Below are 26,474 nucleotides of genomic sequence, written 5' to 3'. Positions count from 1 at the left end.
AGGGGCGGCGCGCCGGCCCGGTGGGCGCCGCCGCCCCGCTCAGGGCTTACGCGCGACGGCCGCGTACAGGTTGGAGCGCTCCTCGGAGGCGCCGTCCGGGCGCCACTGGGGCGTGAACACCAGCCCGGGATCGAGCAGTTCGAAGTCGCCGAGCAGCTCGCGGACCTCCTCGCCGGTGCGCGGCACGATCGGCGTGCGGCCGCTCCGCTGGAACATCTCGACCGTGTTCCGCATCGTCTCGCGGTCGTTGTCCCAGGTGAAGCAGGACAGCGCGAGACAGCTGCCGGAGGGCAGCGCCCGGCGGTAGGCCGCGGTGATGGCCCACGGGTCGTCCTCGTCGTGCAGGAACTGGGTCACGCCCAGCATCAGGAAGCCGACCGGCTGCGAGAAGTCGATCAGGCGGCGGGTGGCCTCGGCGTTCAGGACGGCGTCCGGGTCACGCAGGTCCTCGCCCACCATGGCGGTGCGCTCGTCGCCGCGTAGGATCAGCTCGCTGTGCTCGATGGTGGCCCGCTCGTTGTCGACGTAGACCACCCGGCACTCGGGGGCGGCCTGCTGGGCGGTCTCGTGGACGTTGCCCATCACCGGCAGCCCGGAGCCCAGGTCGATGAACTGCCGGATGCCCCGGCCGGCCATGAAGCGCACCACACGCTGGAGGAACTGCCGGTTGTGGCGGGACATGTCCCTGGCCGGCAGTACCGAGAGCACCTGGTCCCCCAGCTTCCGGTCGGCCTCGAAGTGGTGGGTGCCGCCCGCTATGTAGTCGTAGGCACGGGCTGCGCTGGGAACCTCACGGTCCATGCCCTCGGGAATCCAGTTCACGGTCGCGCTCATCGCTCACTCCTCGATGCGGTTTCTGCTCGGTCGGTGTCTTCCTCGGCGGCGCGCCGCCGGATGCCGTCCAGCAGCCGCGCCTGCCACAGCGGCGCGTCGTCGGGCGGCGCCCCGGCGCGCACGGCGGTGGCGAACGCCGCGACGGCGCTCGCCACCTGGTCCTCGGCGGGCAGCCGGAACCGCTCCGTCCCCGAGGCGCGTGTCAGGCGCACCACCGGTTCGTGGTCCGCGGGCGGGGTGAAGGCACGGTCGATGCGAATCCGGCCCTCGCTGCCGCACAGTTCGTACGTGGACCGGTAGGCGTGCTCCATGCCGAAGCTCAGCTGGGCGGTCACGCCCCCGTCCGCGGTCAGCAGCGCCGCACCGGAGGTCTCCACGCGACGGCCGGGCCCCGCGGTCAGCACGGCACCGCGCACCGCGAGCTCCGGCCCCAGGAAGTGCTGGGCGGCCCGCACGGGGTACACCCCCACGTCCGCCAGTGCTCCCCCGCCCAGGTCCGGGTCGTAGCGGATGTCGTCGTCGGGCAACGGCGGGATGGTGAACGTCGCCTGGAAGGAGCGCAGTTGGCCGATCGCGCCGTCCTCGACCAGTCCGCGGACGGCCGCGTGCTGCCCGTGGTGCACGAACATCACGTTCTCGCGCAGCACCAGGCCCGCCGACCGGGCCGACGCCAGCAGCGCGGCGGCGCGCTCGGCGTCGTCGGCGAGCGGCTTCTCGACGAGGACGTGTTTGCCCGCCCGCAACGCGGCCTCGGTCCACCGCGCGTGCAGTGACGAGGGCAGTGGAACGTAGACGGCCTCCACGTCCGCGCGGTCGAGCAGCCGGTCGTAGCCGTGCACCGCCCGGCACCCGTAGGCGCGGGCCGCCTCCCGCGCACGGTCCGCGTCGCGACTCGCCACCGCGACGATCTCGACGTCGGGGCAGGCCGCCATGGCGGGCAGCAGGCGCCGCCGGGCGATCGAGGCCAGGCCCATGACAGCGATCCGCACCGGCTCCATCAGCCCTGCTCCCCCATCGCGTTGAGACATGCGAGCAGCGTGCGGGCCTGCACGTTGAGGTAGTGCCCGTGCCGTACCAGGGAGGTCAGCTGGCCGGGGGTGACCCACTGGTAGCCGGGCGGCGGGTCCAGGGGTGCCTGGGACTCGTCCGCCTCGATGACCAGGTAGCGGCTCTCGGCGTTCAGGAAGCGGCCGCCCTCCTCGGAGTGCACGGCCTCGTACCGGATACGCGACGGGTCGGCGTTGAGCACCGTGTCGAGGTACGGCGGGCGGTCCTCGGCCGGCAGGTGCCGGTAGTTCTCCGGGGTGTACTGGACGGTCGGCCCCAGTTCGACGGTGTCGAGGAAGCCGCCCTCGACCCGGGCGTGCGCCAGGACGTGCGGCACCCCGCCGATGGTGCGCCACAGGAAGGCCGCCACGCCCCGGCCGACCGGCTCGAACAGTGGTTGGGTCCAGCCGGTCACCTCACGGTTGCCGGCCCGGACGGCCACCGCGACCACACGGAAGTAGCGGCCCTCGTCGTGCTCGATGGCGTCCGGGCCGCGCTTCCAGCGCGTGATGCCGTTCAGCGGCACCCGCTCGGCGGTGACGGTGTGCCGCGAGCGCTCGCCGCAGAACCAGGACAGCAGTGCGGTGTCGGACAGACGGGCCTCGGTGCCGCCGGCGAGCGGGACACAGGACAGCACGGTCCGCGCGTCCATGTTCACCACGTTGTCCTGGTGCAACAGTTGGTTGATCTGCCCCAGGGTCAGCCAGCAGAAGTCGTCCAGCAGCGGCACCTCGCCGACCGCTTCGACGATCATGTTGCGGTTGCTCTTGCGGTGGAACCACGAGCCGTGCTCGGACTGCAGGACGTCGGCGAGGACCCGGCCGCGGGCGGCCCGGGTGAAGTACTCGATGTACTTCACGGCGGCGCCGCGGTGGGCTCCGGTGTAGTTGCTCCGCGTGGCCTGCACGGTCGGGGACAGCTGGAGCAGGTTGGGGTTCCCCGGCTCCATCTTGGCCTGCATCAGGAAGTGCGGTACGCCGTCGAACTCCTTGACCAGCAGCCCGAGGATGCCCACTTCGGGCTGCTTGATGATGGGCTGCTGCCACTGCCGGCGCCGGTCGCCGTCCACGGCGGTGACGGACAGGCCCTCGACGGTGAAGAACTTCCCGCTGCGGTGGACCAGGTTGCCGGTACCGCCCTGGAAGGACCAGCCGTCCAGCGCGTCGAAGGGCACCCGGTCGACCTGGAAGACGTTGGCCCGGGCCCGCTCGTCGAGCCAGGCCCGGACCTCGCCGGTGCGCAGCATGGCGCCCTCGGTCGCCGCGGCCGAGCGGGCCATGCGCCGTGCGGCGTCGCCGTCCGCACGGGGCGTCAGGGTCCTGGAGTCGTTGGGGGTGGCACTGGTGTGTGGCAGCATGAGCCACCTTTCCGTGTGGCACGGGAGATTGACGGTCGGACGGGCTTACGCGTTCGTGGCCGGCGGCTCTCGCCACCAGTCCGGGTTGTCCCGGTACCAGGCGACCGTGTCGGCCAGGCCCTGGTCGAAGGAGATCCGGGGTGAGTACCCCAGCTCCTCGCGGATCTTGGTCTCGTCGAGGGCGTAGCGCAGGTCGTGGCCCTTGCGGTCGGCGACCCGGCGCACCATCGACGCGTCGGCGCCGCACAGTTCGAGGAGCCGTTCGGTGAGGGCGAGGTTGGTGCGCTCGTTGCCGCCGCCGACGTTGTAGACCTCGCCGGCCCGGCCGTTGTTGAGGACGAGATGGAGGGCCCGGCAGTGGTCGTCGACGTGCATCCACTCGCGGACGTTGCGGCCGTCCCCGTACAGCGGGACCGGCCTGCCCTCGAGCAGGTTGGTGACGAACAGCGGGATGAGCTTCTCCGGGTGCTGGTACGGCCCGTAGTTGTTGGAACACCGGGTGACGGAGACGTCCACGCCGTGGGTGCGCCAGTACGAGCGGGCGACCAGGTCGGAGCCCGCCTTGGAAGCGGCGTACGGGGTGTTGGGCAGCAGTGGCCATTCCTCGGTCCAGGCGCCCTCCTCGATGGAGCCGTAGACCTCGTCCGTGGAGACGTGCACCACCCGCTCGACGCCGGTCGCCTGCACCGCGTCCAGCAGGGCCTGGGTGCCCAGCACATTGGTGCGGAAGAACTCGGCGGCTCCGGTGATGGAGCGGTCGACGTGCGACTCGGCGGCGAAGTGCATCACCGCGTCGTGCCCGGGCAGCACCTCGCGCAGCAGGGCGCTGTCGCACACGTCGCCCTGGACGAACGTCAGGCGCGGGTGCGAGGCGGGGAGGCTGGCCCGGTTGCCCGCGTAGGTGAGCTTGTCCAGGACCGTGACCCTGGCCCCCTCCCAGCCGGCGTACCGGTCGTCGAGGAGGGAGCGGACGAAGTGCGAGCCGATGAAGCCGGCTCCGCCGGTGATCAGGATTCTCATGCGGCCACCTTGGAAAGGGAGTTGCTCGCCGGCCGCGCGAGGGGCGCGCGGCCGGCCGACGGTAGGCGCCGGTGCGGGGGCCTGGGAGCCCGCACGGCGGAGCGCGCCCCGCGCCCGGCGGCACATGCCGGGCGGGGGTCGGCACCCGTGGCGCGCCCGGTCATCCGAGGAAGTCGGCGACGGTACGGACGGCGGGGCGGCGGTGCTCCAGGTCCTGCCAGCGGTCCGAGAAGGCGTTGCGGGTGAACTTGGGCACCCGCATCAGTTCGTGCGGGAAGCCCATCGGCACCTGGCTCAGCTCGTCCAGCCGCCTGGTGTGCGCCTCGTCGAGGCGGACGTCGAGGCAGGCCAGGGTGTCCGTGAGCTGGGACTCCCGGGTGGCGCCGAGGATGGGCAGCGGCTGTGCGGGGCGGCCGCGCAGCCAGGCCAGGGCGACCTGCGCCGGGGTCCGGCCGCTCTCCTCGGCGATCCTGACGACCTCGCGGACGACCGCGGTGTCCCGTTCACTGTCGCCGGCCCAGTTCTCCACGCTCAGGCGCCCGCTCTCGCTGCGGAGGTACTTGCCCGTCAGCCGGCCCTCCGCCAGCGGGCCCCAGGCGAACACGCTGACGTCGCACGCCCCGGCCATGGGAAGCAGGTCGCGTTCCGGGGTGCGCTCCAGGAGGTTGTAGCGCACCTGGATACCGGCGAAGGCCGACCAGCCGCGCAGCTCGGCGAGCATGTTGGCCCGCGAGACCTCCCAGGCCGGCCAGTTGGAGGCACCGACGTAGAGGATCTTGCCGGCCCGGATCTGGTCGTCGAGTGCCCGCATGACCTCCTCGACCGGGGTGAAGGGGTCGCGGGCGTGCAGCCAGAGCAGGTCGATCCGGTCGGTACGCAGCCGGCGCAGGCTGGTCTCCAGCGAGCTGACCAGGGACTTCCGGTGGTTTCCCGCGGAGTTGACGTCCCCCGGCCGGGTCATCGCGTTGTACTTCGTCGCCAGGACGAAGCGGTCGCGCCGCCCTGACAGCACCTCGCCGACGCAGCGCTCCGACAGCCCGCCGCCGTAGACGTTGGCGGTGTCGATGAAGTTGCCGCCGGCCTCGGCGTACTGGTCGACCAGCCGGGACGCCACCGGGGCGGCGGCCCCCCACTCGCTCTCGCCGAACGTCCCAGCTCCCAGGCACAGTTCTGACACCCGTAGCCCGGTCTTTCCCAACATCGTGTACTTCATCGTCGTGTGGCCCTCTCCCTCGGCGCTCCGGCTACCGTTCCGTCGGTTGTGCTCAGGCCCCGTACGGGCGCTTGTCGCGGGCCTCGCGCAGGGCCAGCGCCCACCAGGTGAGCTGGTCCAGCAGGGTCTTGGCGGCCGCGGCGGCGCCCTCGGCGTCCATGGGCGTGCCGTTCTCGTCGAAGGCGGCGGCACCGCCGTGGAAGCTGACGGTGTCCCGGATACCGACGGCGTGCAGCTCCGCGAAGACCAGCCGGAGCTGCTCGACGGCGCGCAGCCCGCCGGAGAAGCCGCCGTAGCAGACGAACCCGACCGGCTTGGCCCGCCACTCCACCAGGTGCCAGTCGATGGCGTTCTTCAGGACGGCCGGGAAGCTGTGGTTGTACTCCGGCGTCACCACGACGAAGGCGTCCGCCGCGGCGATGCGCGGGCGGATCGTGTCCAGGACCGCGGTCATCCCGGGCGAGGGCTCACGGGTGGGGCCCGCCGTTCCCAGCGGGACGTCCGCGAGGTCGATGACGTCCACGTCGAGGTCGGTGCGGTGCGCCGTCTGGGCGGTGACCCAGTCGGTCACGGTGGGGCTGAACCGGCCGTCGCGGACACTGCCGGTGATGACGGCGAGGCGGATGGGCTGTTCGGACATGGCGTCGAACTCCTTCTGGGGTGAGGCGGACCGGGAAGAGAACCGAGGGTGGGAAGGGGCGGGTCAGGCGTCCGCTGCCACGCCGGCGCGGGCGCCCGAGGCGGCCCGGGCCGGCCGCGACCAGCGGCGCATCGCGGGCCGCTCAAGGAACGTGTACAGCCCCCACGCCAGGAGCACCGACACCGCGAGGCAGCCGACGAGGAAGGCGAGGCCGGCCGGGGTGCCCCAGGCCGGGCCGGTGGGCTGCCCGAAGATGTTGGGCTGCGAGCCGAAGATCCGGTGCCCGTACGTCAGCACCAGGGAGTGGACGAGGTAGAAGGCGAAGGAGATCTCACCGAGCCAGACGAACGTCCGGGTGCTCAGCCAGGTCCGGCGCCCCCTGACGTCCGCCGCGGCGGCGGCCGGGATGAGCAGCGCGAGCGGGACGACCGTGACGGCCGCGTAGTTGTAGAGCTGGTTGAACGTCACGAAGACCGGCAGCAGGTAGGCGGCCACGGCCAGCAGGCCGGCCGGCAGCAGGCCGAGCCCGGGCCACCGGCCGGTCAGCAGGATGCGGGCCATGAACATCCCGAGCAGGAACTCCAGCAGGCGGCTGAGCGGGAAGACGTAGACGCACCAGATCTGCGTCCACGACACCGGCAGGAAGGCGTAGTGCGGGGTGCCGGGCAGCAGGTACTGGGCGATGACCGGCAGGACGAGGACCAGCGCCGCGGCGCCCGCCGCCCCGTACCACAGGCGGTTCGGCCGGACCTTGTTCACCAGCCGGATCAGCAGCGGGAACGCCAGGTAGAAGAGCATCTCCACGGACAGAGACCAGCTGACCGTGTTGGCGGTCTCCATATAGGAGACGTCCGGCAGCCAGGCCTGCAGCAGGAACAGGTTGGCGAGCGTCTGCGGGAACGCGATCTGCGCGCTGACCAGGGACATCAGCACGAGGGCGGCGGCGAAGGTCACCACGTGGTTGGGGACGACCTTGAAGAAGCGGCGCCGCCAGAACCGCCGGGCGGTGTCCCCGGTCCGCGCGGACCAGGTGAGCACGAACCCGCTGAGGAGGAAGAAGAACGACACGCCGACGGCCCCCGCGTTCCCGAAGAACCTGAAGTAGTCCGCCGCCACGGCCTGGTCCTTGAAGACCCCGGTGCTCGCCCCGTGGACGGCGAACACCAGGGCAGCGGCGATGAACCGCAGTCCGGTGAGTGAGGGGAGCCTGGACGTGGTGATCGGTTGCGCGGTCACAGGGGCGCCTTCCATGGTCGGGAACGGTGCGGGTCAGCGTGGTGGGCGGCGGCGGGAGCCGGCCGCGACGAGGCCGCCCAGTGCGATCAGCAGGCCCGCGGCGGCGACCGCGGCGACCAGCAGCAGGGGCGGGCGGTACGCGGCGGCGAGCGCGTCGGCCCCGACCGCCCGCCCGGGGTGGCCGGCGGCCAGCAGCGCCGACACCGAACCCAGCATCAGCACCGCGCCGAACTGCACGGCGGTCTGGTACAGGGCGATGGCGGTACCCCGCTGCTCCGCCGGAACGCTCCCGCCCGCCTGCGTGTTCAGGGCCACGAACGCGAAGACGAAGCCCGCCCCGACCAGCGCCGTGACGGGCAGCAGACCGGTCGGGTACGGCGCGTCCAGGGCGGCCGTGCGCAGCGCCAGCGCGTCGCCGGCGCACGCGGCTGCGGCGCCCAGCGCGATCAGCCGGGGTGTGCCGAAGCGCCGCACCAGCGGCCCCGAGCGCAGCGCGGAGACCGCGAGCGGAACGCAGGCCGGCAGGAAGGCCAGCGCGGTCTGCCACGGTGTCCAGCCCCGGACCGTCTGAAGCCGGAAGGTGACGATGAACAGCAGCCCCAGGAACGTGCCGTTGAGCACCGCCGCGCCGAACGCCGCCCGCGTCAGCCGCCCGTTGCGCAGCAGCCGGCGCAGCGGCACGGCGGGTGACGGAACGCGCCTGCCGTCGCGGGGGATGTACCGCACGCCGAGCAGGAGCAGCAGCAGCGCCACGGGGGCCGGGAAGAGGAAGACCCAGCGCCAGCCGGCCGCTGTCAGCAGGCCGGAGAGCAGGAGTCCGGCCGTGAAGCCGAAGGCTCCGAAGAACGAGTAGACCGAGATCGCCCGGCTGCGCTCGGGGCCTTCGCGGAAGGTGGTGGTGATGATGGCCATCCCGGTGGGGGCGGTGAGCGCGGCGCACACGCCCTTGACGACCCGGGTGGCTGTCAGCACCACCGGGTCGGTGGCCAGGCCGCCCGCCAGGGAGGCGGCCGTGAGCACGAGCAGCGCGGCGAGGTAGACCGGTCGCCGTCCCAGCGCGGTGGTCAGCCGGGCGCCGGGGATCAGCGCCGCGCCGAAGCCGAGCGGGAAACCGCCCATCACCCACTGTGTGGACCACGTTGAGAGGTGGAAGGCGTGGCCGATCGTCGGCAGGGCGACGAGGACGACCGAGACTTCGAGCGAGTCGATGAGCATGTTGCCCGCGAGGACGCTCAGCAGCAGCCACTGGCCCGGCCGCCGGCGGACGTGGCCCTGCCCCGCGTGGGTCGCCGGAGCCGAGGGTGAGGAGGAGGCCGAAGCCTGCGCCATGGAGATGCACCGCCAGGGGTTCGGTCGGGACAGGGCCGGCCGCGATGCAGGGGATCATCGCGACCGGTCGGTCGGGGCGCGGCGCACGGGTCGGGCGCCGTGGGGGCGGACGTCAGCCCAGCAACGTGCCACCGCTGGCGTCGATGAAGGCACCGGTGACCCAGCGGGCGTCGTCCGAGGCGAGGAAGGCCACCACGTCGCCGACGTCCCTGGGCTCGGCCACCCGGCCGAAGGTGGACATCTGGGCCATCTGCTCCACGGCCTCCGGGATGTCGAACACCGGGCTGCCGTTGTTGGTGATGCCCGGGGCGACGCTGTTGACGGTGATGCCGCGCGGGCCGAGGTGCTTGGCGAAGTGCAGCGCGAGCTGTTCGACGGCCCCCTTGGTCATCGAGTACGCCACTTCCTGCGGGTTGGCGAAGCGGGTGAGCCCGGAGGAGATGTTGATGACGCGGCCGCCGTCGGGCATGAGGGTGAGGGCACGCTGCAGGATGAAGAACGGCGCCTTGGCGTTGACGGCGACCAGCCGGTCGAAGAGTTCGGGGGTGACCTCTTCGGGGGCGACCCCGCCCATGATCGCGGCGTTGTTGACCAGGATGTCCAGGGCGGTGCCGCCGGTACGTTCCTTCAGGCCGCTCTCCAGGGCCCCGAACAGCGTGTCGACATCGCCCGCGACGCCCAGTTCGGCCTGGACGGCGAACGCCTTGCCACCGGCCGCCTCGATGGCGGCGACGGTCTCCTGGGCGGCCTCGGCCCGGGAGGTGTAGTGCACAGCGACGAGCGCGCCCTCACGCGCCAGACGCTCGGCGGTCGCCCGCCCGATGCCCCGGCTCGAACCGGTCACGAGTGCCGTCTTGCCCGCGAGCTTGGTCACGGTGTCCTCCTGTAGGGGTGTGGTGTGGTGGGGCCTGGGGGAAGTCCCGGCCGGCCGCCCGAGGGGCGGGCCGGTTCAGGCCCGGTGTCGTGGTGCCGGCGTGCCGGTGCCCGGGTCCGGCGCGCCGAACCAGCGGCGCAGGGCCGCGTCCAGGTCGGCCGGTGTGCCGTCGATCCAGGCGAGGTGGCCGTCCGGGCGGACCAGTGCCGCGCCGAACTCCGGCCCCTGGCAGCCGGGTTCGGCCTCGGCCCGGACGTGGGTTACGCGGCCGTCCGCCCACCGCCGCGCGGCCGCGGCGAGCGCGGGGTCTCCGCCGAGATCCAGCAGGACGCCCCGGCCGGACCGCAGCAACCCGAGGGTCCCGGTCGGTCCGGCCGCCGTGCGCAGCCGGTACGCGGGCAACCGGGCGCCCAGCAGCGGGTGTTCGCCTTCGCCGCCACCCGCCATGTCGTAGCGGACGTCCAGTCCGCTGATCATGCCCGCCAGGTGGGCGCGCGCTTCCGGCAGCCCGATCAGCTCGCGGAATGCCGACCGCAGCTCCTCGACGTCCTGGCCGCCCAGGAGCAGCAGCGCCTGGGCGGCGATGTTGCCCAGTACCCGCCGCCCCACCGGGTGGCGCTCGGCGTGGTAGCTGTCGAGCAGTCCGGTGCCGCGCAGGTGCGCGGCGAGCTTCCAGCCGAGGTTGACGGCGTCCTGGAGGCCCAGGTTGAGCGCCTGGCCACCCACGGGCATCTGCCGGTGGGCGGCGTCCCCGGCCAGCAGGACGCGGCCCAGGCGGTACCGGGAGACCTGCCGGCGCGCGTTGCCGAAGGCGTTCAGCCACACCGGTGTGCCGCCGGAGATGTCCTCGCCGGTGATGTCCGCCCACAGGCGGGCCACCTCCTCGAAGGAGGGAGCCTCGGTGCGGGGCCGGGCGGGGGTGCCGTAGCCGTGGGCCATGACCCGGGTGATGCCCGTGGGGCCGCGGGAGGCGATGGCCAGGCCGCGGGGGTGCCGTTCGAAACGGCGGTTGGGAACGTCGATTCCGGCGATGTCGGCCCGCAGCAGCTCCCTGGTCGCGTCCTCCCCGGGGAACGGGAAGCCGGCCAGCCGCCGGACGGTGCTCTCCTCGCCGTCGCACCCGACGACGTACCGCGCGCGGAGGCGGCGCGACGTCGGGCCACCGCCGCCCGCCGGTGGCGGCGCCGCCTCCACCTCCACCTCGACGTGGTCACCATGGTCGGTGATGCCCACGACCCGGTGTCCACGGCGTAGCTCGGCGCCCAGCCCGGTGGCCCATCCGGCGAGGAGCTCCTCGGTCCGGGCCTGGGGCACCTTCCACTGCCCCGGGTAGGGGCCGGGCAGCGTGAGGTCCAGCGGGATGCCTCCGAAGTGACCGGGACCGCCGTTCGGCGGATCGCCCAACTCCTCGGCCAGGCCCCGCTGTTCGAGTATCTCCATGGTGCGGGCGTGGAGGGTGGACGCCCGGGACTCCGTGGTCGGCGCGGCCAGCCGTTCCAGCACGGTGACACCGGCCCCGCCGAGCCGCAGCTCGCCGGCGAGCATCAGCCCGACGGGGCCCGCGCCCACCACGACGACCTGGGTGTCGATGTCCGGTGCCGTCATGGCCCGGGACGCCGTTCGGCGTGGTCCTTGGCGTGGCCGAGGGTGGCCCGGCTGTTGGCGCCCAGCGCCCCGCGCAGGTACTCCCGGGCCTCCGCGACTCCGGCGTCCGGCCCGAGGACGGCGGAGATGTTGTCGGTGTTGACGGTCACCGTGTGCTGCGAGGTGGCGATGACGGTGCCGGCCTCCTCGTGGAAGGTCCAGCGGCCGGTGTGCAGCGTCATCAGCGCGGGCAGCGTGGTCTGCTTGTAGGCGATCTTGTGGTGCGGGAGGCAGACCCGGTACGACCTGGTCGTGTGCGTGGAGCCGTCCTTGGCCCGGGTGTCCATCTCCAGGTTCTGCAGCCCGGGGGTGTCCTCCTCCAGTCGTACGGACGCCACGTGCGGCAGCCGCTCGGACCAGAGCTGGGCCTCGTCGATGAACGCGTAGACGTCCTCGGCGGAACCGTCGACGCGCACACTGTCCTCGAACGAGAAGGTCAGCTCCCGGCGGGCGTGCACCTGCTCGATGTTGACGCGCAGCGCCGCCAGCTCCGAGCGCGAGTTGCGGTCGACCGCGCGGTCGATCCACGCCAGGCCCTCGGGGTCGTCGTCCACGGCCCGGTAGTCGTGCAGGAGCCGCACCCGGGACTTCTCGGGAGCGAGCTCCTCGATGATCCACGCCCCGCCCATGGATGCCACCGGAGGGGCGGACACCTCCTGGCGGAAGTCGATGCGCCGGGCCACGGGGTCGAGCGTGCGGCGCGAGGTCCAGCTCTTGGCCTCGTCGCCGGCGGTGGCCCAGATCCGGATGCGCTCCTGGTTCCCGGTGCTTTCCAGCTGTTCGACGTGGATGGTGGGCGGGAAGATCTGCGGCCAGTTCCCGACCTCGGCGAGCAGCCGGTAGACGTCGGCGGCCGGGGCCGAGATCGTGATGTCGTGCTCCACTTCGCGCAGAGCGGTCTGCGGCATGTGCTGTCTCCTTCTTGGCTGCTCCGTGCGGCGGCGGTGTTCCGGGGGCCGGGGCGGTGGGCCCGGCGAGGTCAGAAGTTGCCCAGGCCGCCGCAGACGTTGAGGGCCTGGGCGGTGATCGAGGCGGCCGTGTCGGTGACCAGGTAGCCCACGAGGCCGGCGACCTCTTCGGGGGTGGAGTAACGGCCGAGCGGGATCTTGGCCTGGAACTTCTGGAGGATCTGCGCCTCGTCGGTGTCGTAGGCGGCGGCGTAGCCCTGCCGCACGCGCTGCGCCATCGGCGTCTCGACGTAGCCCGGGCAGACCGCGTTGACGGTGATGCCGGTGGGCGCCAGCTCGTTGCCCAGCGCCTTGGTGAAGCCGACCACCCCGTGCTTGGACGCGGAGTAGGGGGCGCCGAGGACGACGCCCTGCTTGCCCGCCGTGGAGGCGATGTTGATGATTCGCCCGCTGCCCTTGTCGCGCATACCGCCGCTGGTCAGCACCTCGCGGGTCATCCGGAAGACGCTGTGGAGGTTGGTGTCGATGACGTCGAGCCACAGCTCGTCCGTGAGGTCCGCCGTGGGGCCTCCGCCGCTGCGGCCCGCGTTGTTGACCAGGATGTCGATGGTGCCGTAGCGGTCCACGGCGGCCTGTACGAACCGCCGCACGTCGTCGGGGGAACGGACGTCGCAGTCGGTGCCGTCCACCTCCAGGCCCTCGGCGCGCAGCTCCTTGACGGTGGCGGCCACGTTCTCGGCGCTGCGGGCGCAGAAGTAGACGCGGTGGTGCTGGGCGGCCAGCAGCCGGATGACGGCCAGGCCGATGCCGCTGGTGCCGCCCGTGACGAGGGCGACCCGGCGCTCGTGGTTCGACATGTCTCTCCTATGCAGGTGTACGAGGGGGCGGCGCCGTGCGGGGGCCGGAGGCGCGTCGGCCCCGCGTCGGCACGGCGCCGGCGGATCAGGCGGCGGACGCCCACAGGCGGGCGTTGACGGCCTCCAGCAGGTCCCGCGGGGTCCTGGCGTCGGCCAGGGCGGTGTCGTCGAGCGCGATGTCGTATTCGCGCTCGATGCGGCTGGCGGTCTCCAGCAGGGCCAGGGAGTCGTACCCCAGATCCTCGAAGCCGGCGTCGAGGATGTCGCCGTCGAGGTCGGCCCCCTCGGCGGTGCCCGCTCCCTCGCGCAGTATCCGGCGCAGGTCGTCAAGGGTGAAGTTCTCGTTCACGATGTCGCTCCTGTCAGGGTTCGGTCAGCTGTGTCAGACGCCGCACGCCTGGGGCGCGCGCACGATCAGGGCGGAGTTGAACCCGCCGTGGCCACGTGCCACCACCAGGGCGGCCCGCACGCTCGCGGGACGCGCCCGGGTCACCAGGTCGATCTGGTACGCGGGATCGGGTGTGACGTTGGGCGTCGGGGGGATCAGGCCGTCGCGGATGGCCAGCAGGGCCGCGGCCAGGTCGAGCGGGGCCCCGCCGGAGTACAGCCGGCCGGTCATCGTCTTGGGTGCGGTGACCGGTACACCCCGGCGGCCGAAGACGCCCGAGACCGCCTGGGCTTCGATGCGGTCCAGCTCCGGTACGGCGGCGGCGTCCGCGAAGACCACGTCCACCTCGTCGGGCGCCATCCCGGCGTCGTCCAGGGCGAGTTGGATGGCCCTGCGCAGGCCGGGCGGGCGCCCGCTGCCGGGGCCGGGGTCGAAGGTGGAGCCGTAGCCCGCTATCTCGCCGTAGATCCGCGCCCCGCGCTCCCGTGCGGACTCGCCGTCCTCCAGGATGTGCAGGGCACCGCCCTCACCGGGCACATGGCCGCGCGCCTCGCGGTCGAAGGGACGATAGGCACGGTCGGGGTCCTCGCTGGTGCTGATCCGTTCGCTGGTCAGCTGGGCGATCCAGCCCCAGGAGCAGATCGAGGCGTCCACACCGCCCGAGACGATCAGGCGGGTTCCCCGGCGGATCTGCCGGCGTGCCTGGGCGATCGCGTCCAGGCCGCCCGCCTGGTCGCTGACCAGCACGCCGCTGGGGCCCTTCATCCCGTTACGGATCGAGATCTGCCCGGAGTTGACGGCGTAGAACCAGGCGAAGGACTGGTAGGCGCTCACGTACTGCCCGCCCTTGCTCCACAGCGCCCGCAGTTCGTTCTGCCCGAACTCGAAGCCGCCGGACGCGCTGGCGGTGACCACTCCCATGTCGAACTCGGGCAGTTCGGCGGGCTTGATGCCGGCGTCGGCCAGCGCCCAGTCCGCGGCCACCAGCGCCAGGCGCGTCATGCGGTCGGTCTGCGGCAGCAGCCGGTTCGGCAGGTGCTCCTCGGCGTGGAACCCCGGAACCTCGCCGGCGAGCCGGGACGGGTAGGGGCTCGGGTCGAACCGGCTGATGCGGCCGATGCCGCTGCGGCCGATCCGGGTGGCCTCCCAGTACGGGCCTGTGCCCAGTCCGTTGGGTGCCGTGACGCCGATGCCGGTCACCACGACGGGCGCCGTCATGCCGTCCTCCTCTCGGGCCCGGTGAGCACCATGGCGCTCTGGAATCCCCCGAATCCGCTGCCCACGGTGAGCACCGTGTCGGTCTGCCAGTCGCGGGCGACCAGCGGTACGTAGTCCAGGTCGCACTGCGGATCGGGGGTGTGCAGGTTGGCTGTGGGCGGTACGACGTCGTGCTTCATCGCCAGCACGGAGGCGGCGATCTCGATCGAGCCGATGGCCCCCAGGGAGTGGCCGGTCATCGACTTGATGGAGCTGACCGGGGTCCGGTACGCGTGCTCGCCCAGGCTCCGCTTGACGGCGGCGGTCTCGTGCAGGTCGTTCTGCCTGGTGCCCGACCCGTGCGCGTTGACGTAGTCGATGTCCTCGGCGGTCATCCGCGCCTCGTCGAGGGCGACCCGGATCGCCTCGGCCATCTCCGCGCCGTCCGGCCGCAGTCCGGTCATGTGGAAGGCGTTGCAGCGGGTGCCGTAGCCGGCGATCTCGGCGTGGATCTCGGCCCCGCGCTTCCGCGCGCTCTCCAGCTCCTCCAGGACGAACACCGCGGACCCCTCGCCCAGGACGAAGCCGTTGCGCGTGGCGTCGAACGGGCGGGAGGCCTGGGCGGCCTCGTCGTTGCGCGGGGTGGTGGCCTTGATCGCGTCGAAGCAGGCCACCGTGATCGGCGAGATCGGGGCTTCCGTCGCACCGGCGATCATGACGTCAGCGGACCCCTCCCGGATCAGCTCGCAGGCGTACCCGACGGAATCCAGGCCGGACGTGCAGCCGGTCGACACCACCGAGGCCGGCCCCTCGGCGCCGACCGCCCAGGCCACCTCGGCGGCGAACGAACTGGGCACGAAGGCGCCGTACAGGTGCCGGGGCGCGTAGGTGTGGTCCACCAGCTCGAGCCGTCCGCTGTCGCTGACGACGCGGTACTCCTCGTCCAGGCTCATCGTCGCGCCGACGGCGCTGCCGATGGTCACTCCCGTGCGGTAAGGGTCCAGCGCCCCGTCGTGCAGTCCGCTGTCCTTCAGGGCCTCGCGGGCCGCGACCACGGCGAACTGGGCGGCGCGGTCCATGCGCCGGACCTCCTGGGGGCCGAGCCCATGCGCGGCGGGATCGAAGTCGACCTCGGCCGCGACGCGCGAGCGGAAGGGGGCGGGGTCGAAGAGCGTGATGCCCCGGGTGGCGGTGCGGCCCTCGCTCAGCAGGCTCCAGAAGTTCTTGACACCGAGAGCCCCTGGGGCCAGCACCCCGATGCCGGTGACGGCGACCCGTCGCCCGGTCACTGGCCCGCCTGCCAGTGGTAGAAGCGGGTCGCCATCGCGTCGGCCGGTGAGCGCCAGGTAGCCGGGTCGTACGCCTCGATGAACGGCTTGAGGTCCTCGCTGATCCGGACGAACCGCGGGTCGCTCTTCGCCTCCTCGATGCGCTCGCCCCCGTTGTCGGACTCGAAGTCCTGGAGGTGGAAGTACAGGCCGCGGTACGAGAACAGCTGCCGGCGGCGGGTCCCCATCAGGTGCGGCATCTCGGTGCCGTCGAAGGACGCGAAGAGACGGCTGACGTCCTGGCTCGCACCAGGCTCCATCCGCGCCACGATCAGCGTGCTGTGCATGATTAGCCTTTCTGCTTCGGGAGTTCACGCGCGGGACCGAACCAGCGCTCCAGGGAGGCGGCGAGCGAGTCCGTGCTCCCCGGCGCCAGCCAGGCGACGTATCCGTCGGGCCGGACGAGCACCGCCGTGGCGCCCGCCAGCCGGTCCTGGCCGGGGGCCTCGTGCGGGGTGGCCGCCACGATGGTCAGCCGGTCCGACCAGCCCTCGGCGCTCGCGCGCAGCGCGGCGTCACCGGCCAGGTCCAGCAGCACGCCGCGGGCGGGGTGCAGCAGTTCGGTGCTGCTCGTCTTGGTGTCGTCGACGACCAGTTCCAGGTGCGGCATGCGCATACCGAGGAGCGGGTGGTCGCCCTCGCCCACGTCGTAGCGGATCTCCAGCCCCGAGACCATCCCGGCCAGGTGACGGCCGACGACGTCGTAGCGGATCAGCTCGGCGAGCACGTCCCGCACCGGCTGCATCTCGTCGCCGCTCAGGAAGAGCTTGCCCTGCGCACTGGTGTTCATGAGGAGCCTGCGGCCGACCGGGTGCCGTTCGGAGTGGTAGGTGTCGAGCAGGCTCGACGGGGCCCGCCCCGCGACCACGGCCGCGAGCTTCCACCCCAGGTTCACCGAGTCCTGAATGCTGGCGTTCATGCCCTGGCCGCCGGCCGGGAGGTGCACGTGCGCCGAGTCGCCGGCCAGCACCACCCGGCCCCGGCGGTACTCGGTGACCTGACGGGCCGGGTCGCCGAACGCGCTGACCCACACCGGCTCACCGTGCGAGATGTCCTGCCCGGTCAGCCGTTGCCAGGCCGCCGCCACCTCTTCGAAGGCGGGCGGTTCGGTGCGCCGGCGCGGCGGGGCCCCCTGCTCGCACACGATGATGCGGTCCACCCCGTCGCCGAGCGGCGCGGACATCACCATGCCGCGTGCCACCGTCTCCCCGATCGGCCGGGGCCCGATCTCGCAACCGCGCACGTCCGCCAGGAACATCTCGCGGGTCGCCGAGGTGCCCGGGAAGTCGAAGCCGCCGGACTTGCGGATGGTGCTGCGCCCGCCGTCGCAGCCGACCAGGAACCGGGTCCGCAGGGTGTACGTGCCCTCCGGGCCGGCCACCTCGACGTCCACACCCTCACCGTCATCGGTGAACGACACGACCTCGTGGCCTCGTCGGAGGTCCGTGCCGAGCCCGGCCGCCCACTCCTCCAGGATCGCCTCGGTCCGCGACTGCGGCACGGCCTTCACGCCGTAGTGCGCGCCGTCGAGAATCGAGAAGTCCACGGGCTGGCCGCCGAAGTGGCCCTGGGCACTGGTCTCGATCTCGCCGAACCTGGGCAGCAGACCACGCTGGTCGAAGACCTCCATCGTGCGGGCGGTGAAACCCAGTCCCCGCGACTCACCGTTGGGCGCGGGCAGCCGCTCCAGGACGATGACGTCGGTACCCGCGAGACGGAGTTCCCCGGCGAGCATCAGCCCGGCCGGACCAGCGCCCACGACAATGACAGATGCATCCATATATCTCTCCCTGAACGTGTCCGAACTGATTCCACCGAGAACGCGGTTCACCTGACACACTCAGCCACGCACGCCAAGGAAAGAAGGCGTTGGGAAGTGCCGCGCAAGAAGGTGGCGTATTCCTCTCGGGAAACGCACTCAGATGGGTTCCGACGTGCATGTGACGGCAGCGCGAAGGCAAAGGAAATCGCTGCGGAAACCGGACCAGGCCGGCGGAGACAGTGCATCGGAAGTTAGTGAATAGCTTCTTCGCTACCACCTACAGAGATCAACACCAGTCCTTCAAAAGCCGCACAACAAGTAGCCAGGAGACCGGCAGGATCGACAGTGGAGCGCCAGCGAAACGTCAACTGACTGACAACTTGTGATGGGGGCCACAGCCTGGCGTGACGGCGCGGACGGGACTTCACGCACCACAGGACGTCAGCTTGCAGAAACTTGGAATGCGCGAGGAGATCGCACGGTGACCGCAAAGATTCCACGGACTTCTTGCCTTCGGCTCCGGGGCTCGCATTAGCTGAAGGAGTAGTCGACGAGGGGAATCGGTGGATGACCACGGAAACATCCTGTGCGGCAGCGACGACCACCGTGTGCGTGGGAACCGCGTGCAGGGAGACGCGCACCGCCGAACGTGCCGTGTGCCGGGTGGCGAGCGGATACCGGCTGTGCCCGGGCTGTCAGGCCGGGCTGCGCTCCGCCCTGCGGAACCTCCCGGCGCTGTACGAGGAGTGCGGCCTTCTGCTGACCGGTTCCCGCACTCCGCAGGAGAAGACCTCCGGCGGCCCGCTCCCCGGAATGCGGCTCAACGGCCGCGCGGTCGAGGCGCGGTCCGCGGTACTGAGGGGGCTGGCAAGCTGGGCGGGCCTGGTCGCCGGGGAGCGGACGCTGACCGCCCCGCGGCGGACCGTGCCGGCGCTGGCGACGTTCCTGGAGCATCACCTGGACTGGCTCTGCCGCCACCCGGCCGCCGCCGACTTCTCGTACGAGCTCGGCCGTTTGGAGCGGGCCGCGCGCCGGATCGCCTCCCCCGCCCAGCCGCGCCGGGTGCCGGTCGGCAGATGCGTCGAACCGGGCTGTCCCGGCACGCTCAGCACGACGGTGGACACCGGCCGCTCCGAGGGGCGCGGTATCCGCTGTGACGCGGTCCCCGAGCACCGCTGGGAGGAGCACCAGTGGCTCCACCTGCGCGAACGCATGAGGCAGCCCGGGCACCCCGGGCAGTCGGCGCACGGGGGGAAGCACCCACCGCGCTGGCTCAGCCCGCAGGCCGTCTCGCGGCTCTGGGGCATTCCGTCGGGCAGCGTCTACCGACTGGCCAGTCAGCACAAGTGGGAACGCCACCGGAAGGACGGCCGGACGTACTACGCCGAGGCGGATGTCCGGCGCGCTCTGAGCCACCGGAAGGACTCCCGTACGGAACGCTGAGCGACGGCCGCCAGGGCGGGCCTTCACCAACGAAGGAGAGGGAAGCGGCGCCGACAAGGGGAAAGGGCAGCGGTGAACGTCACGTCACCGCTGCCCCAGCCCCGTCAACCCGGTATCGTCGTCAACTCCACATGTGTGTCAACTCTGTTGTACGCCGCCGAACCGGAATCCGACTCCGCGCACGGTGATGATCCATTCACTTGAACCGAGCTTGTTGCGCAGGGTTCCGACGTGCGTGTCGATGGTGCGGGCGATATTGGAACCCAGGGCTCCGCCGGGGAGTGACGCTCCCCAGACCTCGGTCATCAACTGCTCCCGTGAGAACACGGTCGTCGGCCGCAAGGCCAGGAACTGAAGAAGGTCGAACTCCTTGCGTGTCACCTTGACCTGGGAGTCGTGCAGATAGACCTCGCGACGGTCCCGGTCGATGTGCAGTGGACCGTGGGAGAGGCGCCGGCTGCGCATGGCTCTCGGCCGGATACGACGCATGATCGCCTCGATCCGGGCGACGAGTTCGCGGAATCCGAACGGCTTGACGAGGCAGTCGTCGCAGCCCGCCTGAAGGCACAGCACCCGGTCGAGTTCGGTACCGTGGGAGGTGAAGGCGATGATGGGTATGTCGCTCGTGGTGCGTATGCTGCGGCAGACCTCCAGGCCATCGACATCGGGAAGCCCCAGATCAAGAATCAGGAGATCGTATTCCTGGTAGGAACCCAGGGCGCCGGCGCCCGTGTCGGCTATCTCCGTCTCATATCCGTGGCGTCGCATGTGCTGACGGAGTGAGTTCGCGGATTCACAATCAGGTTCCGCTACTAATACCCGCATCTGACCCCCGGTTTCTTGGTGCTCTGTTCGCGCGTCAACAGTAAGAAGGGCGTCGGAGCGCACGGAGATAGCGGATAGGGCCCCGCGAGAGAACAGCAGGGAAGACGGACCGACACAATTCCGACATTGATTCCGCCCCCGTTCACGCCAGATCCCCGTGTGCCGCATTCACCTGCGCAGCCATCAGGCCGCGCGACCCGCGCCCCATGAGCTCGCGTATCCCTCAACCCGCTGATCAACATAACAAGCAGGCTTGTCTATTTGTCAAGGAAGATTCCGGATACACACAGGTGACAGGCCAGCGTTTCTGATGCCCCGTTAGCGGAGTGCGTGCACTAGTTGGCTTGATGACATCTCACTGGCGCGATCACGTCGAATTCACGACGTTGGGATTCGTCTCATGTGGCGAGTCCGGTGTCGCTCGCGACAGGCCGGGGCGACCGCGAGGTCATCGCTCCCCCAGGACCGCGCCGCGCGGCCGACGGAGCCGTCGGCCGACAAGCGACTCGGCATGTCTCCACAGTGGGTCACGCGCGACAGGTGGCGAGAGGCGCGACAGATAGCGATACGCCGAATTCAGGCCACTGATGTTTCGTCATCCCATAAGTGTCGCGGGCCGCGCCCAACCGGGGCGGGCTTCCTGCGGATCGTCGGCCGGCGGATCGGTCGCCTCTTCGCCCCGCCCCCCGGCGGCCATCCCCGCGAGCCGTTCCCGCAGCCGGCGTTCGGCCTGGTTCAGGACGAGCTGCAGGGACATCAGCAGCCCGGGAACCGCCACGGCGGGCAGCAGGTACCTCCAGAGCGTGGCCACGCGACGGGTCAGCCCGGGCTCCTGGCCCACCCGGAACAGGCTCACGGACGCGGACGACCCCACCAGCACATCCGCGATCTCACCGGGGTCGGCGCTGGGCGCGATCTCGCCGGCCTTCTCCGCCTCGCGCAGCAGCCCCAGGATCACCTCACGCACATCGCCCCCCTCGGGCAGCGCCGCGCCCTGGTACTCCAGCTCCGTTCGCAGGCGTACGGAGGCGCGCGTCACCACGTCCGTCTGCAGCCGGTACGCGTACTCCAGGCTGAAGTCGATCAGGCTCTGCAGCACCAGCCGGCGCGGCAACGGCAGCAGGACATCGCTCCCCTCCGTGAGCACCGCGAGGGCGAGGTCCTGCTTCGAGGCGAAGTGGAAGTACAACGCGCCCCTGGTCACATGACACCGGGACAGGATTTCGGTGGTGCTCGTCCCTTCGTACCCCCGCTCGCAGAAGACCTGCGCCGCCGTCTCGACGATCAGGCGACTGGTCTTCAGCCCTCTGACTTGTTGTGCCATACAACCCTCACTTTCCGGTGCTCAACGACCCATCCCAGACGGCGCCCGCGCACCGGCGGGGCACACGACCCGTGTGGGACGGAGCCACCGCCGGTGCGCGGGGCGATTCCCGGCACAGAGCGACGTCGCCCATTTCGCACGGTCGACACCACCGAGGTAAACGGGCCACCGCCGGTCACAGCCGGCAACAGGCATACGCGAGCAATCAGTCGAGAGCGGACGCGTCCGTCCGCGTCCCGCGCCGGTCCGGCCGCGGGGAGCCCTCCGCGCCGCGGGGTTCCGCGGCCCCACTGTCGGCCAGGTCGCTCGAAGTGGCGTCCGGCCCCACGGTCCCCGGGCTGTCGGCGGGTTCGGTCCGCGGATCGTTCGACGCGCGCAGCGGGACCTCGCGCACCAGAAGCGCGGCCACCACCGCGACGAGGGAGAGCACGCCGGCGAGGAGGAACACCCGTCCCGTCCCGTCGACGACCCCGTGTTCATACGCCGTACGGGCCGCGTGCGGAAGCTTCTGCAGAACAGCCGGATCCGGCCGAGCGGCCGAGTCGCCGCCGGGCACTCGCGCCACACCGCTCGCGAACATCGTGCCGCTGACGGCGACGCCGACGGAACTGCCCAGGGTCCGGGCGAGGGTTGCCGTGGAAGAGGCCACGCCGATGTTGCGGGCGTCGGCGCTCTGCAGCGAGACGAGGATCGTCGTCTGCATCAACAGGCCGATGCCCGCGCCGAGTACGGCCATGAGGGCCGCGGAGAGCGCGGGGGCGGTCTCGATGGTCATGCGGCTGAGCAGCAGGGTGGCAACAGCGAGCAACACGCCGCCCGAGACGACGAAGGCCTTGTACCTGCCTGTGTTGGTGATCACCCGTCCCATGAACGCGCTCACGATCATCATGGAGCCGAACATGGGCAACAGCAACAGCCCGGAGTTGGTGGCCGAGGCACCCTGGACGACCTGCTGGAAGATCGGCAGGAACGTGACGCCGCTGGTCATCACGCACCCCAGGAGGAAACCGATCACGGTGACCAGGGAGAAGTTCCGGCTGGCGAACAACCCCAGTGGAAGCATCGGTTCGGCCACCCTCCGCTCCACGTACAGGAGGGCCGCCACGGCGAGCACCGCCACGCCGATCAGCGTGAGCACCAGGGGCGAGCCCCAGCTGTAGTCCTGTCCGCCCCACGTGGTCACCAGCACAGCGGCCGTGATCGCGACGGTCAGCAGCAGCACCCCGCCGTAGTCGATCCGGGCACGGGAGCGCTGCCTGGGCAGGCGCAGGACCGACATCATCAGTATCCCGGCGACGCCCAGCGGGACGTTCACGTAGAAGCACCAGCGCCAGCCGAGGTGGTCGGTGATGATGCCGCCGAAGAGCGGCCCACTGATCATGGCCAGACCCATCACAGCGGAGATCACGCCCTGGTACCGGCCCTGCTGACGCAGGGGGATGACGGTTCCGATGACCGCCATGGCGCCGACCATCAGGCCACCGCCGCCCAGCCCCTGCAGCACCCGGAAGGCGACCAGCTCCATCACACTCTGGGAAAGTCCGCACAGTATCGACCCCAGCAGGAAAATGACGACAGAGGCCATGAAAGCGCCCTTGCGCCCCCACATGTCGCTGACCTTTCCCCATACCGGGGTCGAGATGGCGATGGCGAGCATGTAGGCCGTGACCACCCACGAAAGGCGGTCGGCGTCGCCCAGTTCGCCGACGATCCTGGGCATGGCCGTACCGAGGATCGTGCCGTCCAGGGAGCCCAGCAGCATGGCGATCACGGCCGCGCTCAGGACCAGGTATAACCGGGCGCCCCGCAGTTGCGGAGGCGAGCCCTCCGACGGAAGTCCTTCCTCTGACCGCACTTGGTCCACAGCCTTCGCCTCCTTGCCGCAGGACGAGAGCACCCACCCCGCTTACTTGCCAACAGGTAGGTTTGATCGTTTGAACGATAGAACCCCGCCCAGGGGGCGTCAAGAAACAAACTTGCCAACAGGTAAGTTGGCGCCGCGGCCGTTCCGGTGTGCAGGCGCGGTTCTTCCCGCCGAGCCAGTGGCCCCGTCACACAGCCGAGGCCGTCCAGCCGTTCCGCAGGACGCCCGGCCGCTGCGCACCCTCCCGCCACCCGTGCCGGGACAGCGGGGGATGCTCCTACAACGGCCCTGTGGAGGGCGTGTTGACGTACAGGGGGAATCCGCGTGGAGCCGCCCCCGGCACGGACGCTCCGGCCGCCGTCACCGTGCGCTCAGCGGAAGTCGGCGACGTGGTCACGGGCCCACTGGGCGAAGGTCCGCGGTGCGGCGCCGGTGACTTCCCGCACGGTGGGCTGCGGGCCCGGCGGGGAGGTGTCGAACGCGGCCGTCGCGTGCGGGTCAGCGGGGTTTCCCGCGGGATCCACGAAACCGAGCAGGAAGTCCGCGGCCGCCGCGGCGAACCCTCCCTGGCGCACATACCGGTCCCGGGCCTCCTCCGGAGTGACCCGCTCGCAGCGGATCTCCTCCCCGATGGCCTCGGCGATGGCCCGCACCTGGTCGCGCAGGCTGACCGGCGGTCCGTTGACCGTGTAGGCCGCACCGTGGTGGCCGTCCCCGAGCAGCGCGAGGACGGCCACATCGGCGATGTCCCGCTCGTGCGCGGGGAACCAGACCACGTCGAGGGTCGGATGGCGCACCACCCGTTCCTCGCGGATGGACGGCCCCCAGAGGGCCACCTTGTTCGTCGCGAACTCGCCCGGGCGCACATGGGTCCACTCCATGCCGGACGCCTCGACGGCCTGCTCCACCGGCAGGTGGTGGATGGTGTCGAACCCGAGGGTCACGGCGCCCGAGGACAGCGTGACGACACGCTGCACCCCGGCCCGCTCGGCGGCGCCGACCACCTCGCGGGCGGTCTGGGGGACGGGAAACAGATACATCCGTTCAACGCCGTCCAACGCCTCCCGGAGCGTGCCGGGTTCGGAGAGGTCGCCGGCGACGACCTCCGCCCCGGCGGGCAGGCCGGCCGTGGCCGGATTCCGGGTCAGGGCCCGGACGTCCACACCCGCGTCGAGGAGTCCTTCGGTCACGAGACGGCCGACGTTACCCGTCGCACCGGTCACCAGAATCTTCAACTGACGTTCCTTCGTTGCTTGTTCACCAGGTTCCCCGGACCGGGAACCGTCCAACAGTCGTAGGCCGTAAGGAATCTCCTCACGGTACGACTCTGACATCGCGACCCGCCTGAGCGGATGATCCGGCGCGGTGTGACGGTGCGCACTGCACAGTTCTCGCCATCAACGCCGGCGTCCGACGGCGGACGTTAGGGGCGAAAACCCGTGATCTTCCCGGCGGGACCGGACGGCGAAGCACCTTCCCGAGCAACCGGGCGGCGGGCGTTGGACCCGTTCCCCACACGGTCCGGCGCCCGTGGACGCCCGCGCCACCATCGGCAACACGCCGGTCGTGGCCGACAGTTGACGTTCGCCCCCAAGAGCAACGTGCACGTGCACACACCTGTCGGGTTGGCGTGATAGGCAGGAGATCCCCATCGAAGGAGAGCAACATGACTGTCCAGCCAGGCACTTCGGCCCTCCAGTCCGACGACGCAGGCCGCATCACGGCGCTCTTCCAGGAGCTGGAGTCGGCCTTCACCGAGCAGAACGCCGTGCGGTTCGACCGGTGCTTCACCGAGGACATCGTGTTCACGGCGGTGGACGGCACACGGTTCGTGGGCTGGGAGGCGCTGCACGCGTATCACCGGGAGCGTTTCGGCGGGCACGCGGACGGCATCGAGACCTGGTACGAGATCGAGTCCATCACCTTTCCCAGTCCCGACGTCGCGGTGGTCTTCTTCCGGCAGCCCATCGTCATGGCGCAGCACCGGCGGGAGAACGTGGGCACCTGGGTGCTGGTCAGAAGGGACGGGCAGTGGTACGTGTCGGCGGCCCAGAACACGGGTGTCGTCGCCGCCTCCGCCTCCTGAGGCCGGTGCGCGCTCAGCGGTATCGGGCGCGGCCCACGACGGCCGCGAGGGTCAGTGGAACGGTCAGCAGCGCGGCGATCAGGAAGAGCCGGCCGTACTGGTGGCCGGCGGCCGCGGCGGCCGTCATGCCGCTGGCGAGCGCGCTGCCGCCGTAGAGGCTGACGCCGAACATCGCGACGCTGGTGGCCCTGGCCGCCGGGACGAGCACGGTCGCCCACGACTGCAGCGTGGTGTGCATGAACGACCAACTGGCGCCCAGCAGCAGCGCGGTGACCGCCAGCGCCGGCAGGGACCGGCTCGCCGCCGCGACGGCGTAGGCCACGGCCGCCTGCGCCCCGCCCACCAGGATCAGCACGGCCGGACTCCACCGCCCCACAAGCCTCTTGACCACCTGCGCGAACCCCATGGCCCCGGCACCGTACAGCGCGGAGGTGGCCCCGGCCAGGGCGGTCGGCACACCCCGGGCCTCCAGTGCGGGGGCCAGGTACGTCAGGAAGCCCAGCAGTACGGCTCCTTCGACCACGGCGACGGCCATGAGGTACCACATCCAGCGCGATCCCAGCACGACACGGAAGGGTGCCAGGAGGGAACCGGCGGGCTCCCGTTCCGGCTCGGCCAGGCGCCGCAGCGCCCAGGCGAGGCAGGCGGCGATCAGGCCCGGCAGCAGGAACACCGTGCGCCAGCCGGCGTAGTTCGCCAGCACCCCGGCCACCACGGTGCCCAGCGCCGTCCCCAGGGAGATGGCGGTCATCAGGTCGCTGAGCGGGCGTTGGCGGACCTCGGCGGGCACCACGTCGCCGACATAGCTCAGCGACGCCGGTACGCAGGCGGCGTAGCAGGCCCCGGCGAGGGCGCGGGCCGCGATCAGGACCGTGATGCCGGGGGCGAGGGTGGACAGCAGCGAGGCGAGCGCACCCGCCATGAGCGAGAGCCGCATCACTCGCACCCGGCCCAACCGGTCGCTGGCCAGCCCCCACAGCGGCTGCGTCAGGCCGTAGCACAGGAAGTAGACGCTGGCCGTGAGCACTGCCGTGGCCATGCTGACGCCGAGCCGGACGGAGATGAGCACCAGCATGGGCGTGATGCAGAAGCGGTCGAAGTTGCTGACGAACCCGGCTGAGCGCAGCAGCCAGAGGGAACGGCCGGACAGGGCGCTGGTGTCGGGGGGTGCGGCGGTCGGGACGGTGGACACGGGCGGGTCTCTCCTTTCCGGGCCCGGGCCGTCCCCGGGCTCCGTCAAGATCACCACCTCGGCCGTCCGGAGGGTCACCTCAGGCGATTACGATCGCTCACACTCT

24 protein-coding genes are annotated in these 26,474 nt (G+C 71.3%); 2 read left to right on the top strand and 22 right to left on the bottom strand.

Annotated elements, in window-relative coordinates; translation table 11 throughout:
* Nucleotides 1-39 precede the first annotated feature (39 nt).
* The 17 genes from ACWC9R_RS23740 to ACWC9R_RS23660 form a co-directional block, all read right to left on the bottom strand.
* A complete protein-coding gene (locus ACWC9R_RS23740) occupies nucleotides 40-834 on the bottom strand; it encodes an SAM-dependent methyltransferase (protein WP_450734297.1) in 795 nt (264 codons plus the stop codon).
* The gene (locus ACWC9R_RS23735) at nucleotides 831-1,862 is read right to left on the bottom strand and encodes a Gfo/Idh/MocA family protein (protein WP_450734295.1); all 1,032 of its coding nucleotides are present in this window, start codon (nucleotides 1,860-1,862) and stop codon (nucleotides 831-833) included. Before ACWC9R_RS23735 ends, ACWC9R_RS23740 begins: the two co-directional genes overlap by 4 nt.
* Nucleotides 1,832-3,238: an NDP-hexose 2,3-dehydratase family protein gene (locus ACWC9R_RS23730; protein ID WP_450734293.1), complete on the bottom strand. Its 1,407-nt coding sequence runs from the start codon at nucleotides 3,236-3,238 to the stop codon at nucleotides 1,832-1,834. The genes ACWC9R_RS23735 and ACWC9R_RS23730 overlap by 31 nt, the downstream gene beginning before the upstream one ends.
* 45 nt (nucleotides 3,239-3,283) lie before the next feature.
* The gene (gene rfbB / locus ACWC9R_RS23725) at nucleotides 3,284-4,258 is read right to left on the bottom strand and encodes a dTDP-glucose 4,6-dehydratase (protein WP_450734292.1); all 975 of its coding nucleotides are present in this window, start codon (nucleotides 4,256-4,258) and stop codon (nucleotides 3,284-3,286) included.
* Nucleotides 4,259-4,418: 160 nt separating this feature from the next.
* Nucleotides 4,419-5,471: an aldo/keto reductase gene (locus ACWC9R_RS23720; protein ID WP_450734290.1), complete on the bottom strand. Its 1,053-nt coding sequence runs from the start codon at nucleotides 5,469-5,471 to the stop codon at nucleotides 4,419-4,421.
* A gap of 52 nt (nucleotides 5,472-5,523) precedes the next feature.
* A complete protein-coding gene (locus ACWC9R_RS23715; protein ID WP_450734289.1) occupies nucleotides 5,524-6,111 on the bottom strand; it encodes an NADPH-dependent FMN reductase in 588 nt (195 codons plus the stop codon).
* A gap of 63 nt (nucleotides 6,112-6,174) precedes the next feature.
* Nucleotides 6,175-7,347, bottom strand: a complete 1,173-nt coding sequence (locus ACWC9R_RS23710; RefSeq protein ID WP_450734288.1) for an acyltransferase family protein — start codon at nucleotides 7,345-7,347, stop codon at nucleotides 6,175-6,177.
* A gap of 33 nt (nucleotides 7,348-7,380) precedes the next feature.
* Nucleotides 7,381-8,676: an MFS transporter gene (locus ACWC9R_RS23705; protein WP_450734286.1), complete on the bottom strand. Its 1,296-nt coding sequence runs from the start codon at nucleotides 8,674-8,676 to the stop codon at nucleotides 7,381-7,383.
* A gap of 112 nt (nucleotides 8,677-8,788) precedes the next feature.
* The gene (locus tag ACWC9R_RS23700) at nucleotides 8,789-9,550 is read right to left on the bottom strand and encodes an SDR family oxidoreductase (RefSeq protein WP_450734285.1); all 762 of its coding nucleotides are present in this window, start codon (nucleotides 9,548-9,550) and stop codon (nucleotides 8,789-8,791) included.
* A 75-nt stretch (nucleotides 9,551-9,625) separates the two neighbouring features.
* Nucleotides 9,626-11,155, bottom strand: coding sequence for an FAD-dependent monooxygenase (locus tag ACWC9R_RS23695; RefSeq protein WP_450734283.1), 1,530 nt, complete (start codon nucleotides 11,153-11,155; stop codon nucleotides 9,626-9,628).
* Entirely contained in the window at nucleotides 11,152-12,102 is a 951-nt protein-coding gene (locus ACWC9R_RS23690) for an aromatase/cyclase (RefSeq protein ID WP_450734282.1), read from the bottom strand. The genes ACWC9R_RS23695 and ACWC9R_RS23690 overlap by 4 nt, the downstream gene beginning before the upstream one ends.
* Nucleotides 12,103-12,173: 71 nt before the next feature.
* A complete protein-coding gene (locus ACWC9R_RS23685) occupies nucleotides 12,174-12,959 on the bottom strand; it encodes a 3-oxoacyl-ACP reductase (protein WP_450734280.1) in 786 nt (261 codons plus the stop codon).
* An 85-nt stretch (nucleotides 12,960-13,044) separates the two neighbouring features.
* The gene (locus ACWC9R_RS23680) at nucleotides 13,045-13,308 is read right to left on the bottom strand and encodes an acyl carrier protein (RefSeq protein ID WP_450734278.1); all 264 of its coding nucleotides are present in this window, start codon (nucleotides 13,306-13,308) and stop codon (nucleotides 13,045-13,047) included.
* A 33-nt stretch (nucleotides 13,309-13,341) separates the two neighbouring features.
* Nucleotides 13,342-14,565, bottom strand: a complete 1,224-nt coding sequence (locus tag ACWC9R_RS23675) for a ketosynthase chain-length factor (RefSeq protein ID WP_450734276.1) — start codon at nucleotides 14,563-14,565, stop codon at nucleotides 13,342-13,344.
* Nucleotides 14,562-15,833: a beta-ketoacyl-[acyl-carrier-protein] synthase family protein gene (locus ACWC9R_RS23670; RefSeq protein ID WP_450734274.1), complete on the bottom strand. Its 1,272-nt coding sequence runs from the start codon at nucleotides 15,831-15,833 to the stop codon at nucleotides 14,562-14,564. Before ACWC9R_RS23670 ends, ACWC9R_RS23675 begins: the two co-directional genes overlap by 4 nt.
* Complete coding sequence (locus ACWC9R_RS23665) at nucleotides 15,830-16,159, bottom strand: TcmI family type II polyketide cyclase (RefSeq protein ID WP_046929078.1); 330 nt, start codon at nucleotides 16,157-16,159, stop codon at nucleotides 15,830-15,832. Before ACWC9R_RS23665 ends, ACWC9R_RS23670 begins: the two co-directional genes overlap by 4 nt.
* Before the next feature lie 2 nt (nucleotides 16,160-16,161).
* Nucleotides 16,162-17,652 (bottom strand): FAD-dependent monooxygenase, encoded by a 1,491-nt coding sequence (locus ACWC9R_RS23660; protein WP_450734272.1) that lies wholly within the window; start codon nucleotides 17,650-17,652, stop codon nucleotides 16,162-16,164.
* Between the two features lie 549 nt (nucleotides 17,653-18,201).
* Between ACWC9R_RS23660 and ACWC9R_RS23655 the strand changes: the two genes are divergently transcribed.
* A complete protein-coding gene (locus tag ACWC9R_RS23655; protein WP_450734270.1) occupies nucleotides 18,202-19,077 on the top strand; it encodes a hypothetical protein in 876 nt (291 codons plus the stop codon).
* Between the two features lie 138 nt (nucleotides 19,078-19,215).
* On the opposite strand, the gene ACWC9R_RS23650 is transcribed toward ACWC9R_RS23655, so the two are convergent.
* The 4 genes from ACWC9R_RS23650 to ACWC9R_RS23635 all read right to left on the bottom strand — a co-directional run bounded on the left by ACWC9R_RS23650 (nucleotide 19,216) and on the right by ACWC9R_RS23635 (nucleotide 24,325).
* The gene (locus ACWC9R_RS23650) at nucleotides 19,216-19,902 is read right to left on the bottom strand and encodes a response regulator transcription factor (RefSeq protein WP_450734331.1); all 687 of its coding nucleotides are present in this window, start codon (nucleotides 19,900-19,902) and stop codon (nucleotides 19,216-19,218) included.
* A gap of 595 nt (nucleotides 19,903-20,497) precedes the next feature.
* On the bottom strand, nucleotides 20,498-21,226 hold the full coding sequence (locus ACWC9R_RS23645) for a TetR family transcriptional regulator (protein ID WP_450734268.1): 729 nt from the start codon (nucleotides 21,224-21,226) through the stop codon (nucleotides 20,498-20,500).
* Nucleotides 21,227-21,431: 205 nt separating this feature from the next.
* Nucleotides 21,432-22,988, bottom strand: a complete 1,557-nt coding sequence (locus tag ACWC9R_RS23640) for an MDR family MFS transporter (RefSeq protein WP_450734330.1) — start codon at nucleotides 22,986-22,988, stop codon at nucleotides 21,432-21,434.
* A gap of 473 nt (nucleotides 22,989-23,461) precedes the next feature.
* A complete protein-coding gene (locus tag ACWC9R_RS23635; RefSeq protein WP_450734266.1) occupies nucleotides 23,462-24,325 on the bottom strand; it encodes an SDR family oxidoreductase in 864 nt (287 codons plus the stop codon).
* A 431-nt stretch (nucleotides 24,326-24,756) separates the two neighbouring features.
* Here ACWC9R_RS23635 and ACWC9R_RS23630 point away from each other — a divergent pair, with 431 nt between their 5' ends.
* Nucleotides 24,757-25,176: an SgcJ/EcaC family oxidoreductase gene (locus ACWC9R_RS23630; RefSeq protein WP_450734264.1), complete on the top strand. Its 420-nt coding sequence runs from the start codon at nucleotides 24,757-24,759 to the stop codon at nucleotides 25,174-25,176.
* Between the two features lie 13 nt (nucleotides 25,177-25,189).
* On the opposite strand, the gene ACWC9R_RS23625 is transcribed toward ACWC9R_RS23630, so the two are convergent.
* On the bottom strand, nucleotides 25,190-26,368 hold the full coding sequence (locus ACWC9R_RS23625; RefSeq protein WP_450734262.1) for an MFS transporter: 1,179 nt from the start codon (nucleotides 26,366-26,368) through the stop codon (nucleotides 25,190-25,192).
* Nucleotides 26,369-26,474 lie beyond the last annotated feature (106 nt).

It is taken from the genome of Streptomyces sp. NPDC001219 (assembly GCF_053597915.1).
The sequence above is the reverse complement of the archived record's forward strand: the minus strand, read 5'-3'. Positions and strand labels throughout refer to the sequence as shown.

Bases quoted from the DNA above. Each gene is read 5' to 3' on its own strand.
- ACWC9R_RS23630 (WP_450734264.1), top strand. From the start codon at position 24,757: ATGACTGTCCAGCCAGGCACTTCGGCCCTCCAGTCCGACGACGCAGGC.
- ACWC9R_RS23660 (WP_450734272.1), bottom strand. From the start codon at position 17,652: ATGGATGCATCTGTCATTGTCGTGGGCGCTGGTCCGGCCGGGCTGATG.
- ACWC9R_RS23650 (WP_450734331.1), bottom strand. From the start codon at position 19,902: ATGCGGGTATTAGTAGCGGAACCTGATTGTGAATCCGCGAACTCACTC.
- rfbB (WP_450734292.1), bottom strand. From the start codon at position 4,258: ATGAGAATCCTGATCACCGGCGGAGCCGGCTTCATCGGCTCGCACTTC.
- ACWC9R_RS23735 (WP_450734295.1), bottom strand. From the start codon at position 1,862: ATGTCTCAACGCGATGGGGGAGCAGGGCTGATGGAGCCGGTGCGGATC.
- ACWC9R_RS23655 (WP_450734270.1), top strand. From the start codon at position 18,202: ATGACCACGGAAACATCCTGTGCGGCAGCGACGACCACCGTGTGCGTG.
- ACWC9R_RS23705 (WP_450734286.1), bottom strand. From the start codon at position 8,676: ATGGCGCAGGCTTCGGCCTCCTCCTCACCCTCGGCTCCGGCGACCCAC.
- ACWC9R_RS23675 (WP_450734276.1), bottom strand. From the start codon at position 14,565: ATGACGGCGCCCGTCGTGGTGACCGGCATCGGCGTCACGGCACCCAAC.
- ACWC9R_RS23715 (WP_450734289.1), bottom strand. From the start codon at position 6,111: ATGTCCGAACAGCCCATCCGCCTCGCCGTCATCACCGGCAGTGTCCGC.
- ACWC9R_RS23685 (WP_450734280.1), bottom strand. From the start codon at position 12,959: ATGTCGAACCACGAGCGCCGGGTCGCCCTCGTCACGGGCGGCACCAGC.
- ACWC9R_RS23665 (WP_046929078.1), bottom strand. From the start codon at position 16,159: ATGCACAGCACGCTGATCGTGGCGCGGATGGAGCCTGGTGCGAGCCAG.
- ACWC9R_RS23640 (WP_450734330.1), bottom strand. From the start codon at position 22,988: ATGCTGCTGGGCTCCCTGGACGGCACGATCCTCGGTACGGCCATGCCC.
- ACWC9R_RS23645 (WP_450734268.1), bottom strand. From the start codon at position 21,226: ATGGCACAACAAGTCAGAGGGCTGAAGACCAGTCGCCTGATCGTCGAG.
- ACWC9R_RS23730 (WP_450734293.1), bottom strand. From the start codon at position 3,238: ATGCTGCCACACACCAGTGCCACCCCCAACGACTCCAGGACCCTGACG.
- ACWC9R_RS23720 (WP_450734290.1), bottom strand. From the start codon at position 5,471: ATGAAGTACACGATGTTGGGAAAGACCGGGCTACGGGTGTCAGAACTG.
- ACWC9R_RS23690 (WP_450734282.1), bottom strand. From the start codon at position 12,102: ATGCCGCAGACCGCTCTGCGCGAAGTGGAGCACGACATCACGATCTCG.
- ACWC9R_RS23740 (WP_450734297.1), bottom strand. From the start codon at position 834: ATGAGCGCGACCGTGAACTGGATTCCCGAGGGCATGGACCGTGAGGTT.
- ACWC9R_RS23695 (WP_450734283.1), bottom strand. From the start codon at position 11,155: ATGACGGCACCGGACATCGACACCCAGGTCGTCGTGGTGGGCGCGGGC.